Source organism: Chryseobacterium sp. 22458 (assembly GCF_052044975.1).
Lineage (GTDB): Bacteria > Bacteroidota > Bacteroidia > Flavobacteriales > Weeksellaceae > Chryseobacterium.
The window spans coordinates 256631-271959 of the sequence record NZ_JBQEOA010000001.1; the positions used below are offsets into that span (position 1 = coordinate 256631).

Sequence of the window (15329 nt, forward strand, 5' to 3'; positions counted from 1 at the left end):
ATGGCTAATTTTGAGTCGAAGAGTTTGGCTGTTGCGGGATACTGAGTGCGGGGATATAGTGATGATGCATATTTTACCTGTTTTACCCAACTTTATTGTTAATTCTTTCGTCCGTTTTTATTTTAAGTACTAACTTTGGCAATCTTTGAATTTAATAAAAGGATGTAGGAAATCAGCTGATTTTGTACATCCGTTAAAAAATGAATAGCAACATATGAAACTTAAGTACAGTCTGCTGGCTCTGGCAGCTCCGCTTTTAATGAATGCACAACAAGTAATGACGCCTGAAACTCTTTGGACTTTGAAAAAAGTTGGAGTACAGGCAGTTTCTCCGGATCAGGCTTCCCTTATTTATAAAGTAGGGCAGGTAGATCTGAAAACAGAAAAAACAAAAAATGAGAACTATTTTCTGAATGTTCTTAATAATCAGTCCTCGAAAATAGATTTCGGTAAAAAAGCACTTATTCAGTGGGATAAAAACGGAATTTATGCTCAGGAAGGAGACAAAATCTATCTTTCAAAAGATGCCGGAAAAACCTGGGCAGAATTTTATACCATTGGTGAAGCAGACAATATCGTAATTTCTCCGGATGGTAAGAGAATCGCTTTCAGCAAGCAGGTTCTGGTAGAAAAATTGATGGGGAAAGATAAATACAGTGATACTCCTAAAACTACAGCTCAGGTATATACAGACCTGAACCACAGACACTGGGATTACTTCAATGAAGGAAAGTATAATCACGTATTTGTAGTCAATACTTCAGATAAAATAGAAGCAGCCAAAGATCTGTTGGAAGGAAAAACATGGGATTCTCCACAGAGACCTTTCGGTGGAGCTGAAGATTTTATCTGGAGCCCGGATTCTGCACAGCTTTTATATGTGACCAAGCCTAAGAGCGGTAAAGAATATGCAACAAGCACCAATACAGATATCTTCGCTTATGATATGGCAACAGGTACAACTAAAAACCTGACTGAGCCTAACAAAGGATATGACGTTAACCCTAAATTCAGTCCGGACGGAAAATCACTGATCTGGCAGAGTATGGCCAGAGACGGATACGAAGCAGATAAGAATGATGTAAAGATTATGGACTGGAAGAGTGGGAAGACAACTAACCTTACAGCAGGTTGGGATGACAGCGTTTCAGGAGATGTACTTTGGGGTGCAGATTCAAAAACGATCTACTTTACGGCAGCTTACAGAGGAACAAAACAACTTTTCTCTTTAGATTCAAAATCTGCAAAAGTACAGCAGATCACGAAAGGAGATTTTGATGTTAACGAAATTTTTACAGATAATAAAAATTCACTTCTAGTAGGAAGAACAGATGTAAACCATGCTACAGAACTTTTCTCAGTTAATCTTAAAAATGGAGAAATGAAGCAGGTAACTGAAGCGAACAAAGACACTTATGCGAAGTTGGCTCAGGGAAAATCTGAACTTAAAATGGTAAAAACTTCAGACGGTAAAGAAATGGGAGTATGGTTCCATTATCCACCGAACTTTGACCCGAATAAAAAATATCCTACACTGGTGTACTGCCAGGGAGGGCCACAGTCTGCACTTACTCAATATTTCAGTATAAGATGGAACTTTGCGTTAATGACCGCTAACGGTTACATCGTAGTAGCTCCAAACAGAAGAGGTATGCCGGGCTGGGGAACAAAATGGAATGAAGAAATTTCAAAAGACTGGGGCGGACAACCGATGAGAGATTATCTGGCTGCAACAGACTTTGCGAAAACTTTACCTTATGTAGACGGTGACAGAGTAGCAGCTGTAGGAGCCAGTTACGGAGGATACAGTGTATTTATGCTGGCAGGAATCCATGAAAACAGATTCAAAACGTTCATCGCTCACGACGGATTATTTGATATGAAATCATGGTACCTTACCACGGAAGAACTTTGGTTTGCAAACTGGGATATCGGTTCTCCATGGGATAAACCTCAACCGAAAGCCTATACAGAATTCAACCCAAGCAACTTTGTAGAAAAATGGAATAAGCCGATCATGATCGTACAGGGAGGAATTGATTTCCGTGTTCCTTACGAGCAGGGGCAGGAAGCTTTCCAGGCCGCAAAATTAAGAGGATTAAAATCTAAACTGGTGTATTTCCCGAATGAAAACCACTGGGTACTTCATCCTCAAAACGGATTGGTATGGCAGAGAGAATTCTTCGACTGGTTGAAGGAAACTTTATAGACAGACAATATAAAACATCAATAGGAGCGGGCTTTAGCCCGCTTTTTTTATAATCAAAAGTCCAAACGGCTTTAGCCAAAACCTAAGATAGGCTGAGTTTAAGATAAGAGAGGGTTGGAAGTTGGGAGCTTGAAGAAATAAAATCTCTATATTTGAATATGCAAAACCGTATTTCCTCATTTTTACCCATTATTGATTCCCAGTCTGAAATTCTGATTCTAGGCTCAATTCCCGGAGTGAAATCGTTGGAAAAGCAGCAATATTATGCCCATCCTCAGAACAAATTCTGGAAAATCATCTTTGAATTGCTTCACGAAGAATTTACAGAAAACTACTCAGAACGAATCGGAATATTAAAAAAACACCATATTGCTCTGTGGGATGTCATTGATTCCTGCGAAAGAAAAGGAAGCCTGGATTCCGAGATCAGAAATGAAGAAGCTAATCAGGTTGCTGAATTATTGGAAGAACATCCTAATATCAAAGCTATATTCTGCAATGGTGGAAAGTCTTACAAAAACCTTCAGAAACTGTTGGGGAAGAACTACAGATTACCCATCATTGCATTGCCTTCCACAAGTCCGCTTCATACCGTTTCCTTTGAAAAGAAGCTGGAAGAGTGGAAGAAAATACTGGAATTTTTGGTTTGAGAGTGGGAGAGTTTGGGAATGAGAGGGTTTGAGAGTGAGAAGATAAAGCTAGATTCCTACGGAATGACAAAGTGTGCGGATAAATAAAGCGCTTTGTTTGTCATTCCATAGGAATCTAAATTACATGTAATCTTAGTAAATCATTAATCTCCCAGATATTCTCTCAATCCTTTCAGCAGCTCCAGCTGGTTTTTTGTTCTGTCCAGATTATGCTCAGGGTATTTCGTGGAATAATAAACACTTCCGTTAAGGTAATCGGTTAAAAAACGAATCTCCTGAATATAAATGGCGACCTGTGCCGCATAATCAAGATTCTCAGATTCTTCAGAAGTCAATTTTTCCTGTAAATGAAATAAAAACCCCTCTTTTACAACCTTATACATTTCAGGATTGAAATTGTTTTGGGCAGTTCCGTCATCTTCCTGTGTTGTATTGGTATAAGACTGAATCATGGTTCCAAAATCATACAGAATAGTAGAAATCATTAGGGTGTCCAGATCAATCACAGCTAACGGGCTATGGTTCTGATCAAAGAGAATATTACTGATTTTTACATCAGCATGAATAATCCTTTTGGGAATCTGATTGGTTTTCTCCATTTTAATCCATCGGTCAGGTAAGGACAAAAGCTGATTAGTGATTTCTATTTCAGCCTTGGCGTTTTCTTTTAAATAAGGCTCAGCATTTTTTAGGGAGTCTTTATAATCTGCAACCCTCTTCTCAAAATTGAGGAAATTAGGAAGAGAATCCTCAATGGCAGATAGTTTTTCAGTATTTACAGTGTTTAGAAAATGACTGAAAGTTTTAGCTGCTTCAAAAGCCGTCTGTAAAGATGGAGCGGTAAGGAAAGTAATGCTGTTTTCTACAAAACTCAGCATACGCCATGGCTGACCATTTTTATCTTTTACCAGAATTTGACCGGTAAGAGAAGGAATAGGTTCTATAATTTCAAATTGATAATTATTTGACCTGAGAACTTCATTAATCATTAAATGGTTATTAATGACCACCTCCGGCTGTTTAAAAACATGATTGTTGATTTTCTGCAGAATAAACTTTTTCCCCAGATCTTTATTCTCCAAAAGATAAGTTGTATTGATCAATCCATCAGTAATAGGAGTGAGTTCGTAATTATCAGTAGTGATAAATTCTGCAACAATATCATTTAACTCCATAAATCCTCCGGGTATCTGTTGTTTTGAATTTCTGTGGTGAGAAAATCTTTAATTTCTTTTTTATCATCGGCATAGGTAACCCCCATCCATTGGGAAGGAGAAGCTTTTACCTTTACTTTCACTTTGCCTTCATCCATCATTCTCTGCACAGCAGAAGGAATATAAAACTCCTGGTTGGGCAAAGGATCAGATTCTATGAAATCATAAAAATAAGTTTCCAGGTCACAGAAAATATGAGGATGAAAAATAAAAAAGTTCATTGAAACCAATGTTTCCGGATCCAGCTTTATATGTACTCCGTTTTCAGTATAAATAATGGAATTATTGATTCTTTGAATAGAGGTTTGTTCTTCTACCCTGATCAGATCATTTTCGGAATCCAGTGTACATATTCCTCTTGCTACAGCACCGTTGCCACTTAACGTTGTTTCCACCGGATAAGCAATCATCCCCAGCTGTGAAGCAGAAATAGGGTGATGGTCAATTTCATGAGCCGCCAGCTGATACGCTTCTTTTCCGTAAAAATCATCCGCATTGATCATGACAAAAGGCTCCTGTATTGAATATTTGGCACAAAGAACAGCGTGAGCCGTTCCCCATGGTTTTTCACGATCCGGAAAATCAAAACCTTCCAAAGAAATAGGAATACTGTCCAGCTCCTGATACACCCAGCACAGTTCAAAGTTTTTAGTTTTTGAAATGCCGTTAAGTCTTTCAATATAACTTTCAGGAATCAGTTTGTTAACAATAATAACTACTTTTTGAAAACCGGCTTCCAGAGCATCAAAAATAGAATACTCAAGAATCGGCGAACCGTTATCAAGTATTCCGTCTATTTGTTTAAGTCCTTTGTATCTGCTGCCTAACCCGCCTGCTAATATAAGTAATGTTTTCCTAGAACTCATCGGTCATTCCAAATACAGGTTTACGGGTTTTCCACTTACCGTTGGTGAAGTCAGGGATATCAACCACCTGTCCGCCTTTGGCAATAGACTCTTCACTCAATGGCGTAATCGAGTACCATAAGGCAAGATCATAAACATCCATCGGGAATTCTATATTTCTTTTAATACATTCAATAAACGTATTCATCACAAAGAAATCCATTCCGCCGTGTCCTGCGCCTGCAGCTACGTTTTCAAATTTCTTCCACATCGGATGGTCGAATTCTTTCATCCATTTCTCCGTATTTTCCCAACGGTGGCTGTGGTTCATTGTTTTTTCAAAATAGATATGCCCCTGGTTGAAATCTCCCCATCCGAAGTCCTGCCACAATCCCTCCGTTCCCTGTACACGGAAGCCAAGATCATATGGTCTCTGTAAGCTGGTATCGTGCGTTAAAAGAATGGTTTCCCCGTTAGCACAGGCAATCTGTGTTGTAACAATATCTCCCTGGTTGAATTTTACCTTTGCACTCGGATGATTTTCACCACCTTTAGGATGTTCTGCAATATATTTATGAAGGCCTACAGATTTTGAGGAGAATGAAGAAAGCCTTGTTAAACGATTTCCTCTGTTGATGTCCATCATCATTGCCACAGGGCCTAATCCGTGGGTAGGATAAAGTTCTCCGTTACGTTTTACATAATGTTCGGTTCTCCATTTCGCCTCACTGAAACCTTTTTCTCCAAATTCAGCCCCGGAATTATAAGGCGTTACCCCGTCATTGAAAAGTACACCTCTCAGATCATGCTGATAGCCGCCTCTTCCGTGTACCAGTTCTCCGAACATCCCTTTACGTACCATATTCAGAATGGCCATGATATCTCTTCGGTAGCACACATTTTCCATCATGAAAATAGGAACTTTCGTCTCTTCATATACCTTCACAAATTCCCAGCAATCCTGAAGTTTGATCGCTCCGGAAACTTCCATTCCGACAATCTTTTTAGCACGCATGGCTTCTACACCCTGAGTAAGATGCCATTCCCAAGGAGTAGCAATCACAACAGCGTCTATTGTTTTTAACTTTAAAAGATTTCGATAGTCATACTCTCCGTTGGAAAACTCCTGGGCTGCCGGTTTATTGTTGTCTTTTAAGATTTTTTGAGAAGCAGCAAGCATCCTTTTTTCCGGATCTGCAAAAGCTACGATCTCTACATCATTACGTTTTGCCAGTAATTTTACATGTTCCTGACCACGAAGACCCACACCGATAAAACCTACACGGACTTTCTTATCTGTTTTAAAATCATTGGAATAGGCAAATAAAGAATTCGGTACAACCAATGCACCAAAGCTTGCCAAAGCTGCTGTTTTTATAAAGTTTCTGCGGGAAGTGCTATTGTCCATCTATTTTTTTTCTAAATATATTAAAACTTTTGTAAATCCCGATGAAGTGATGGGAAATAGGATAATGAAGTAATAGAGGTGGTTTGTAAGAATTTGTGGGTTGTTGGGTTTTAAAGTTGAATGGTTTTGGAGTTGTTGATGTAGAGATTATTAATTTTCACTTTTTTCTCTATTTTGATCATTTATATTTTTTTTAAATATGTATTGTCTGCATGAAAATTTATTGATTGATCCAGGCTTTTCTTAATGCAATCTGTTTTGAGTCAGGATTGGGAACAGGAGTTATTTTTCCGGTGATCTCATCATAGCTGAAACCTGCTTTTTCAAGATATTCTTTTAAAGGAACGGGTTGGGTACCTTCGATATAATCTCTGAAAAATGTACGTATTTCAGGATAAGTCATTTTTGTAATCTCATCAAAAAGCTCACCATCATTAAAATATTTACCTTCTCCGTATTTTTTCATAAGCATCTGCATCAGGTCCTGAGTTCCCATTTTACCGCCGGAAAGTTCTCTTAATCTTATGTCCAGACATAATCCGAGCAATGCACCTTTCATATAAAAATTCATATACTGGTCCTGTCTTTCCATAGATTTTTTACTCATTTCTGTAAAAGATAGGGTGTTGTCAAATGCTTTCATCTCTTTGATCTTTTCTTCCAGACTTTTTTCAAAATCTTCCAGGCTGATCATTTTTTGTTTGACAGGCATATGAATGGTCGCATACTCCGTCATCCCTTCATATAACCAAAGGTGTTGAGACATGACAGGATTCAGGAAATCATAATGCTGAATTTCCTTTGAGTGAATGTTGAGCGGAGTCACAATATGAAAAAATTCATGGGAGGCCACCCGGTTTAAAGCATTGGGAAGAAACTTCATGCTTCCGGAACGGTACAGGCAGACTGTAGAGTGGGAATGCTCCAGCCCGTCTCCTAAATATCCACTTTCATTCGAAGATTCATAATAGATGAGGAAAGCATATTTATTGACTGGCAAGGTTCCTCCCAGATAAGCCTGCTGATTCTTCAGAATATGCTCTATTTCACGGGCGATTGTTTTTGAATAATGCCGTTCTTTATGATTATAGAATGATACCAGTACCTCAGTATGGCCTATTTTCAGCCATGTTGTGTCGGGAACGCAATACAGAACCGGAGAGTCTACCAGCTGACGATAATCTTTCGCCCAGACTCTGTCTGTATTTTTATTTTTCTGTTGATAATCCAAAGCAGAGGAAGCATAAAAACCCTTGTTTTTTGTTATATTAATCTGAAAGGGAAGATCTTTCATTTCTTCAAAATATCCTACCAGAGAATTATAATTGATGACAAAAACACTGTCCTTTTTAAACATGGTGCCCGGCGACTTGGCTTCGTGAGTATCATTTTCCAGAGAGTCCCATCCGTCAGCTACCTGATAGGATATTTTCTTTACACGTTTAAGATCGTGTACCAACCAGCTATTCTTATCCAGCCTTTCAACAGGTATTTTTTTTCCGTTTTTATCAGTGGCAACGAAATTGGAAACGTTTTGTCCGAAGTTCATCGCCTGATAAAATCCGGGAACCAGCTTGGGAATAATAAATTTTCCCTGCTTAAGATTATTTTCTGGCGGTGCAAAAGAAATCTTCACTTCATCGTTGGATACATGAAGAAGGTCTATCGTATAGTCGTAATTTTTATTTGATTTTTGGGCAATAATTGCGCTTGGAAGTAGAACCAGTACGAAAAGTAACTTTATCAGGTTATCCATCTGCTTTTAGTTTTTACTAAAGTACAAAAATTGCCCAAGGTTAGGCTTTATTTTTCCATATAATATACCTCTTCATAAGGCTGAATCAATACCCATCCGTGTCCTGAAAACTTCATCTGGAATTCTTCACCGCTTCCTCTTCCGATCAGACTTTTCAAAGAAACATTGGTTTTCAGCTCCGGACTCAGGTTTCCGGACCATGCAACAGTGGCATTAGGATCTGTAAAGACAGGAGTATCAGGAGTTACAAGTAAGGTTAAAGGATCACCGTGAGTAGTAATGGCAATATGCCCCGTTCCGGAAAGCTTTACCTGGAAAAGACCTCCGGACATCATGCCTGCAATACTTTTAAGCATCGTAATATCACTTTTTACACTTTGCTCATGTGCCAGCACATCATTTCCGTTTACACATACAGATTCATTATTCAGATAAAGGATTCTGACCTTTTTTCCGGAGTCTGCCACATATAGCTTTCCTGTACCTTCAGCTTTCATCAGTTTGCTTCCTTCACCACTGATGGCTTTTTTCAGAAGATTGCCAAGACCGCCGGACATCATGCTCTGTCTTTCAAAATTAATATTTCCCACATAGCTTACCATACTTCCTTTTTTCGTCCATACAGCCTGATTGTTAAGGTTGATTTCCAGAAGATGCTTGGTTTCCAGCTCAAAATAATCTCTCTGCTGTGGATTCTCCTTCGTTTCATTGATAAATGCTTCAATTGAGTATTTGCTCATAATTATAATTTTTTAATTTGTTGTTTTTATAGTGTTATTACTTGAGTTTGTCGAGTTTATACTCCCTTTTGTTACTTTTAGGATTCAGATCTACAAATTCATACGCTTCAAAATGGGCAAGCCTGGCTTTGAACATTTCAGTGGCCTTTTCTAGTGACCATGTTTTAGGATAATGGAAACCTTCAAATTCAGCATTGAAAATCTGCGCTTTGAAATCATGCGAAAACTCATCATCGCCTGAGTAGGTCAATGCTATTTTACCCGTCCATGTAATATCATACCGGTTATTATCTGTTTTTGAAAACCGGATCTGATGTCCCGCACAACTGTCATGCCCCAGCAGATAGATATTGAAGGCAAGATCATCATCATCAGAATGTTGTTCAGACGGAAGGTCGTTGCTGAACAGATCATTTTTAACAACGGTATCGAAGTTCAGTTTTTCATCAAGATTGTTAATTCTGATTCCTCTTTGTTCGCTCCAGTAGTTGGACGAGAGTGTACAGGCATGGTAATTTTCCCATACGATTTTGGAGTCCCAGTCGGACAGATCTTCGTCTTCTTCTTCACTGTTTTCATCGTCATCGGTGTAATAATTTTCAGTTTTTAAATGAAAATCAAACCAGATAAATCCATATTCATCAATCCGCCCGCTCCAGCTGAATGTTTCAATTTTGTGGCCGTTAGGATACGGATTATCAATAAAGTATATTTTACTTACGGATTCCATGTTGGATGATAATTTTTTCAAAAATACTATTTTTATGCTTTAAAATTCCCCGTAAAATCACGGTTTTACATTTGATTGTAAATAATACTTGACAAAGGGGTGTTGAATGTCGTATATTTGCACTCCGAAAATTACACCTTGTAATTTCAATAATTTTTAAACCGTAATTTAAAAAATGAAAACATCAGATTTTAATTTTGATCTTCCTGCGGAATTATTAGCAGAACACCCATCAGAGCACAGAGACGAAGCGAGATTAATGGTACTTGATAGAAAAACACAGACTATCGAGCACAAATTATTCAAGGATGTTGTGGATTATTTTGATGAAGAAGATTTGTTTATCTTCAACAATACTAAGGTTTTCCCTGCACGTCTTTACGGAAATAAAGAAAAAACAGGTGCTAAAATTGAAGTTTTCCTTTTAAGAGAGCTTGATAAAGAAACCAGAGTTTGGGACGTTTTGGTAGATCCTGCAAGAAAAATCAGAATTGGTAACAAATTATTCTTCACAGAAGATGAGTCTTTAGTAGCTGAAGTTATTGACAATACGACTTCAAGAGGTAGAACATTAAGATTCCTGTTCGATGGTTCTTATGAAGAATTCAGAACGAAATTAAAGGAATTGGGAGAAACTCCGCTTCCAAAATATATCAAAAGAGCTGTAGAGCCGGAAGATGCAGAAAGATATCAGACGATCTATGCAAAAGTAGAAGGAGCAGTTGCTGCCCCTACAGCAGGTCTTCACTTCTCTAAGCATCTGATGAAGAGATTAGAGATCAAAGGGATCAATTTTGCTGAAGTTACCCTTCACGTAGGATTGGGAACTTTCAACCCTATTGAGGTGGAAGATCTTTCCAAGCACAAAATGGAATCTGAGGAGATCATCATTGATGAGAAAAACGCTGCGATCATCAACAAAGCAGTAGATGCCCACAGAAGAGTTTGTGCAGTAGGAACTACTACAATGAGAGCATTGGAAACTTCTGTTTCTTCAAACAAAAAAATCTCCGCTTTCAACGGATGGACTAATAAATTCATTTATCCGCCTCACGATTTCGGAGTAGCCAACTCAATGATCACAAACTTCCACACGCCGAAGTCTACTTTGATCATGATGATTGCTGCATTTGCCGGAAGAGATTTTGTAATGCATGCTTATGAAGAAGCCGTAAAAGAAAAGTATAAATTCTACTCTTACGGTGACGCAATGTTAATTCTATAAAAAAAGTAAAAAGAGCCAAGTTAAAAGTAATACAAGTAGAAATGAGACAAAATGATTTACTTATCAGAACTTTTACATTTGGAGTTAATTGCCTTAAGTTTTTAAGAACACTCCCCAATGATTCTGAAAGTAAATTAATAAGATTTCAACTCGGGAAATCAGCTACTTCAATAGGTGCTAATTATGAAGAATCCCAGGCAGGATCTTCTAAAGCAGATTTTAAAAATAAAGTAAAAATTGCTTTAAGAGAAGCTAGAGAAAGTCATTTCTGGCTTCGGGTTTTAGAAGAACTGGATGGTTATGATTCTGAGGAATTTAAAGCTTTATTGAATGAAAGTAACGAATTGAAAAACATTTTGGCTGCAATAGTTAACAATACTCAACTTTAAACCTTTTACTTTTAACTTGGCTCTTTAATATTATGAAAGACATCCGTACATTATCACTAGATCAGCTTAAAGACTACTTTGTATCTTTAGGAGAAAAGCCGTTTCGTGCGAAACAGGTCTATGACTGGCTATGGAGTAAAAACCTCCATTCGATCGATGAAATGACGAATCTTTCGAAAACCCTTCGTGAAAAAATTTCCGAAGAATATACCATTAATCCTGTTTCCGTAGATCTGCTTCAGAAAAGTACCGACGGAACCATCAAAAACGGAGTGAAACTTCACGACGGATTACTGGTGGAATCTGTTCTTATTCCAACAGAAACAAGAACTACAGCCTGTGTGTCTTCACAGGTAGGCTGCTCATTGAACTGCGAATTCTGTGCTACCGCAAAACTGAAAAGGATGAGAAACCTTGAAGTAGCTGAGATTGTAGACCAGGTAGCCCTTATTGACAGCCAAAGCCGTATGTATTTTGACAGACCGCTGTCCAATATCGTATTCATGGGAATGGGAGAGCCGATGATGAACTACAAAAATGTAGTGGAAGCCATCAGAAAGATCACCCAGCCGGAAGGATTGGGAATGTCTCCAAGGAGAATTACCGTTTCTACATCCGGTATTCCTAAAATGATCAAAATGCTTGCTGATGATGAGTTGCGTGTGAAACTGGCACTATCCCTTCATTCTGCCATCGAATCCAAGCGTAATGAGATCATGCCTTTCTCTGACAAATTTCCATTGACAGATATTATGGAATCTCTTCAGTACTGGTATCAGAAGACCGGTTCCGTAATTACTTTTGAATACTGTGTATGGAAAGGAATCAATGATGGAGACGAGGATATTAAAGCTTTGATAAAATACTGCAAACAGGTACCTTCTAAAGTAAACCTTATTCAGTACAATCCGATTGGTGACGGAAAATACGACCAGTGCAACAAACAGGCGGAAGAAAACTACATCCGTCAGCTTGAAAATGCAGGAATTACCGTAATGGTCAGAAGAAGCCGTGGAGGTGATATTGACGCTGCCTGTGGGCAGTTGGCCAACAAAACTGCGGATTAAAATTTCCTTAAAAAAACCTTAAATTTCCGTTAAAGCATCTCTTAAAGTCCTACCTTTGCACAAATTATTTAGTGATGATGGATTTTATTATGAGCGAGGACGGGCTGGAACATGTGTATGCTTGGGCTATTCCTTTGCATGCCACTGTGATTTTAGCTGAAATGATTTACAGCCACGTTTCAGAAGCCAAGTTGTATAGCGGAAAAGATCTTGCCACCAATGTTTATCTGGCATTGATGAATTTCGGTCTTGACCTCATCATGAAAGCATTCGCCATGGGGGTGATGTTTTTCTTTTACAGCCACAGGCTTTTTTCATGGGATCTCAGCATCTGGTATTTACTGGCTTGTTTCGTGATCACAGATTTTGCCTATTACGTTCTCCATTATGTAGACCATAGATCCAGAGCATTCTGGGCAGTTCATATCACGCACCACAGTTCAGAATATTTCAACCTCACCACAGGATTCAGAAGCCCTGTATTACAGCCGCTTTACAGATATTTATACTTTTCACCGTTAGCATTTTTAGGATTTAATCCATGGCATATCATGGTGGCTTATGCTATCGGGCAGGTATATGGAACATGGGTGCATACACAGACTGTGAAAAGTATGGGATTTCTGGAACATATTCTGGTAACCCCTTCCCACCATCGTGTGCATCACGCATGTAATGTAAAATATCTGGATAAGAACATGGGAATGTGCCTGATCATCTGGGATAAAATTTTCGGAACCTTTCAGAAAGAAGACCCAAATGTACCGGTAAAATATGGGATTTACCCGAAAATGCCGGACAACAGACCAGATACCGTTCTTTTTTATGAATGGAGAAAGATCTGGAAAGACCTGAAGCAGCCGGGGCTGAAATTCACAGACAGAATCAATTATATTTTCAACTCTCCGGGATGGAGACATGACGGTACCGGAAAAACAGTAAGGCAATACCAGAAGGAATACTTTGCCAGACAGCAAAAGAAAAAAGAACAACAGCAAACTCAGGAAGGGCAGAAAACTGCTTAATTTCTGTTTTATATCAATAGAAATCTCAGGGAAAACGGGCTATTTGTCCGTTTTTCTATTTTAGAAAGAAAACCAACGCTCTCACCTTAAAACTCGCCAACTCTCCAACATACCAGCTCAGAATAAAAACTTACTTTTGTCTTATGAAAAAACTCCTGATTATTGCTCTTTTAGTTAGTCAACCTGCATTTTCTCAACAAACTGATTTTCTGAAAATAAAAAAGTACAGAATCGGTCATTTGGATAATAGAATTCAGGAAACTTCCGGGTTAAGCATTCTGAAGGGGAAACTCTATACCTTTAATGATAGTGGAAATGATCCGGAATTATTTGAGATCAGTAAAACATCCGGGGAAATTGTAAATACGTTCAGAGTTAATGCCAAAAATAAAGACTGGGAGACCCTGGCTAATGACGGAACCCATTTCTATATAGGTGACTTCGGAAATAATGACGGAAAAAGGAAAGATCTTGAAATCTATAAAGTTCCTTTTTCGAATGACAGCTTACAGAATAATGAGATCAGAAAGATTTCATTTCAGTATCCTGAGCAGGAGGTGTTCGGTGATGGTTATTTAAAGACTGATTTTGATGCTGAAGCCATGATTTTTCTCAATGGGAAAATTCATCTTTTTACCAAAGAATGGACAGCAAGATCCACTACCCACTACGTAATTGATCCCGAAAACTATGAAAAACAGGATGCTGTAAAAACAGAGTCATATAAAACCAACTTTGTGGTCACCGATGCCGCTTATTTTGAGAAAAAACTGTATCTCATAGGGTATACTAAAAAGACAGAAGTATTTTTAGATATTTTTACAGAAACAGAACCGGGAATATTTTTTAAGGAAGTTCCTAAGCATTATTATCTCGGAAGTTCTCTGTCTGTAAGCCAGATCGAAGGAATTACCGCAGATGAAACGGGAATTTATATTTCAGGGGAAAAATTCAGATCTCCGTTGGGAAGTGTAAAACCTTCGCTTTATTTTATCCCCAAAGATCAACTCAAGGATTAATTTTCTCTTAAAATTGAGCGAAAAAAATTATCTTTGTGAGAATTAATAATTATTCACCCAGCATTCGCAGATTGTGGCAAATACAGTAGAAGAGATTAAACGACCGATCAACGAGGAAATGAAACTTTTTGAACAGAAGTTTTATGAATCGATGCAGAGTAAAGTACCTTTACTAGATAAAGTAACCCGTTTTATTGTGACCACCAAAGGAAAGCAGATGCGTCCTATGTTTGTCTTTCTTTGTGCCAAGCTGGTGGGTGATGTGACGGAGAAAACCTATCGTGGTGCTTCGATGATCGAGCTTATTCATACGGCCACACTGGTGCATGATGATGTGGTGGATGAAAGTTTTAAACGCCGTAATTTCTTTTCGATCAATGCTTTGTGGAAGAATAAAATTGCCGTTTTGGTAGGAGATTATCTTTTGTCGAAATCAGTATTGCTGTCTACAGATCATAAAGATTATGATTTACTGGGTGTGATTTCAAGAACGATCCGTGAAATGTCTGAAGGAGAGCTTCTTCAGCTGGAAAAGGCCAGAAAACTGGATATTACGGAAGAAGTGTATTACGAGATTATCCGTCAGAAAACGGCTACCCTGATTGCTGCCTGTTGCGAAATAGGAGTTCTCTCCAACAGTACAGATGAAGCGCTGGCGAAGAAAATGATGGATTTCGGAACCTATACCGGAATGGCTTTTCAGATTAAAGATGACCTTTTTGATTATTTAAGTTCAAACGTGATCGGTAAGCCTGTAGGAATTGACATTAAAGAACAGAAAATGACCCTGCCTTTGATTCATACCCTTAAAACAGCCGGCGAGAAGGACAGAAAATACTACTTTGACACGATAAAACGTTACAATAATAATCCCAAAAGAGTAAAGGAGCTGATTGAGTTTGTTAAAAATTCCGGCGGACTGGAATATGCCATCCAGGTAATGAAAGATTTTCAGCAGAAAGCTAAGGATATTCTTAATGAATTTCCTGAATCTGAAGCGAGAAAATCTTTACATATTATGCTGGATTATGTAATTGAGCGAAAATTTTAAG

General features: G+C 38.3%; 14 protein-coding genes. 8 read left to right on the forward strand and 6 right to left on the reverse strand.

The genetic code is table 11. From position 1 onward, the window contains the following. The first annotated feature begins 214 nt into the window (after window positions 1-214). Both ACTJJF_RS01105 and ACTJJF_RS01110 read left to right on the forward strand, forming a co-directional pair. Window positions 215-2209, forward strand: coding sequence for an alpha/beta fold hydrolase (locus ACTJJF_RS01105; RefSeq protein ID WP_440698392.1), 1995 nt, complete (start codon window positions 215-217; stop codon window positions 2207-2209). 158 nt (window positions 2210-2367) lie between these two features. Then, window positions 2368-2859 carry a DNA-deoxyinosine glycosylase gene (locus ACTJJF_RS01110; RefSeq protein ID WP_440698393.1) on the forward strand — a complete coding sequence of 164 codons (492 nt, stop codon included), beginning with the start codon at window positions 2368-2370 and terminating at the stop codon, window positions 2857-2859. A gap of 143 nt (window positions 2860-3002) precedes the next feature. Here ACTJJF_RS01110 and ACTJJF_RS01115 read toward each other — a convergent pair whose 3' ends face one another. From ACTJJF_RS01115 to ACTJJF_RS01140, 6 genes are all read right to left on the reverse strand, one after another. After that, window positions 3003-4034 (reverse strand): phosphotransferase enzyme family protein, encoded by a 1032-nt coding sequence (locus ACTJJF_RS01115; protein WP_440698394.1) that lies wholly within the window; start codon window positions 4032-4034, stop codon window positions 3003-3005. Further along, window positions 4025-4939: a sugar phosphate nucleotidyltransferase gene (locus ACTJJF_RS01120; protein ID WP_440698395.1), complete on the reverse strand. Its 915-nt coding sequence runs from the start codon at window positions 4937-4939 to the stop codon at window positions 4025-4027. Before ACTJJF_RS01120 ends, ACTJJF_RS01115 begins: the two co-directional genes overlap by 10 nt. After that, complete coding sequence (locus tag ACTJJF_RS01125; protein WP_440698396.1) at window positions 4929-6326, reverse strand: Gfo/Idh/MocA family protein; 1398 nt, start codon at window positions 6324-6326, stop codon at window positions 4929-4931. Before ACTJJF_RS01125 ends, ACTJJF_RS01120 begins: the two co-directional genes overlap by 11 nt. Before the next feature lie 220 nt (window positions 6327-6546). Beyond that, entirely contained in the window at window positions 6547-8082 is a 1536-nt protein-coding gene (locus ACTJJF_RS01130; protein ID WP_440698397.1) for a M61 family metallopeptidase, read from the reverse strand. Between the two features lie 47 nt (window positions 8083-8129). Beyond that, window positions 8130-8822 carry an AIM24 family protein gene (locus ACTJJF_RS01135; RefSeq protein ID WP_440698398.1) on the reverse strand — a complete coding sequence of 231 codons (693 nt, stop codon included), beginning with the start codon at window positions 8820-8822 and terminating at the stop codon, window positions 8130-8132. A 37-nt stretch (window positions 8823-8859) separates the two neighbouring features. Further along, the gene (locus ACTJJF_RS01140) at window positions 8860-9573 is read right to left on the reverse strand and encodes a hypothetical protein (protein ID WP_440698399.1); all 714 of its coding nucleotides are present in this window, start codon (window positions 9571-9573) and stop codon (window positions 8860-8862) included. 154 nt (window positions 9574-9727) lie between these two features. On the opposite strand from ACTJJF_RS01140, the gene queA reads away from it, so the two are divergent. The 6 genes from queA to ACTJJF_RS01170 all read left to right on the forward strand — a co-directional run bounded on the left by queA (window position 9728) and on the right by ACTJJF_RS01170 (window position 15328). Then, window positions 9728-10777, forward strand: a complete 1050-nt coding sequence (queA, locus tag ACTJJF_RS01145) for a tRNA preQ1(34) S-adenosylmethionine ribosyltransferase-isomerase QueA (RefSeq protein WP_065398568.1) — start codon at window positions 9728-9730, stop codon at window positions 10775-10777. Between the two features lie 41 nt (window positions 10778-10818). Further along, window positions 10819-11166 (forward strand): four helix bundle protein, encoded by a 348-nt coding sequence (locus ACTJJF_RS01150; RefSeq protein ID WP_440698400.1) that lies wholly within the window; start codon window positions 10819-10821, stop codon window positions 11164-11166. A 32-nt stretch (window positions 11167-11198) separates the two neighbouring features. Then, entirely contained in the window at window positions 11199-12233 is a 1035-nt protein-coding gene (rlmN, locus tag ACTJJF_RS01155; protein ID WP_312296608.1) for a 23S rRNA (adenine(2503)-C(2))-methyltransferase RlmN, read from the forward strand. 74 nt (window positions 12234-12307) lie between these two features. Beyond that, window positions 12308-13258, forward strand: a complete 951-nt coding sequence (locus ACTJJF_RS01160) for a sterol desaturase family protein (protein WP_312296610.1) — start codon at window positions 12308-12310, stop codon at window positions 13256-13258. A gap of 143 nt (window positions 13259-13401) precedes the next feature. Beyond that, on the forward strand, window positions 13402-14277 hold the full coding sequence (locus tag ACTJJF_RS01165; RefSeq protein ID WP_440698401.1) for a hypothetical protein: 876 nt from the start codon (window positions 13402-13404) through the stop codon (window positions 14275-14277). A gap of 73 nt (window positions 14278-14350) precedes the next feature. Beyond that, on the forward strand, window positions 14351-15328 hold the full coding sequence (locus ACTJJF_RS01170) for a polyprenyl synthetase family protein (protein WP_440698402.1): 978 nt from the start codon (window positions 14351-14353) through the stop codon (window positions 15326-15328). The last annotated feature ends 1 nt before the right edge of the window (window position 15329 follow it).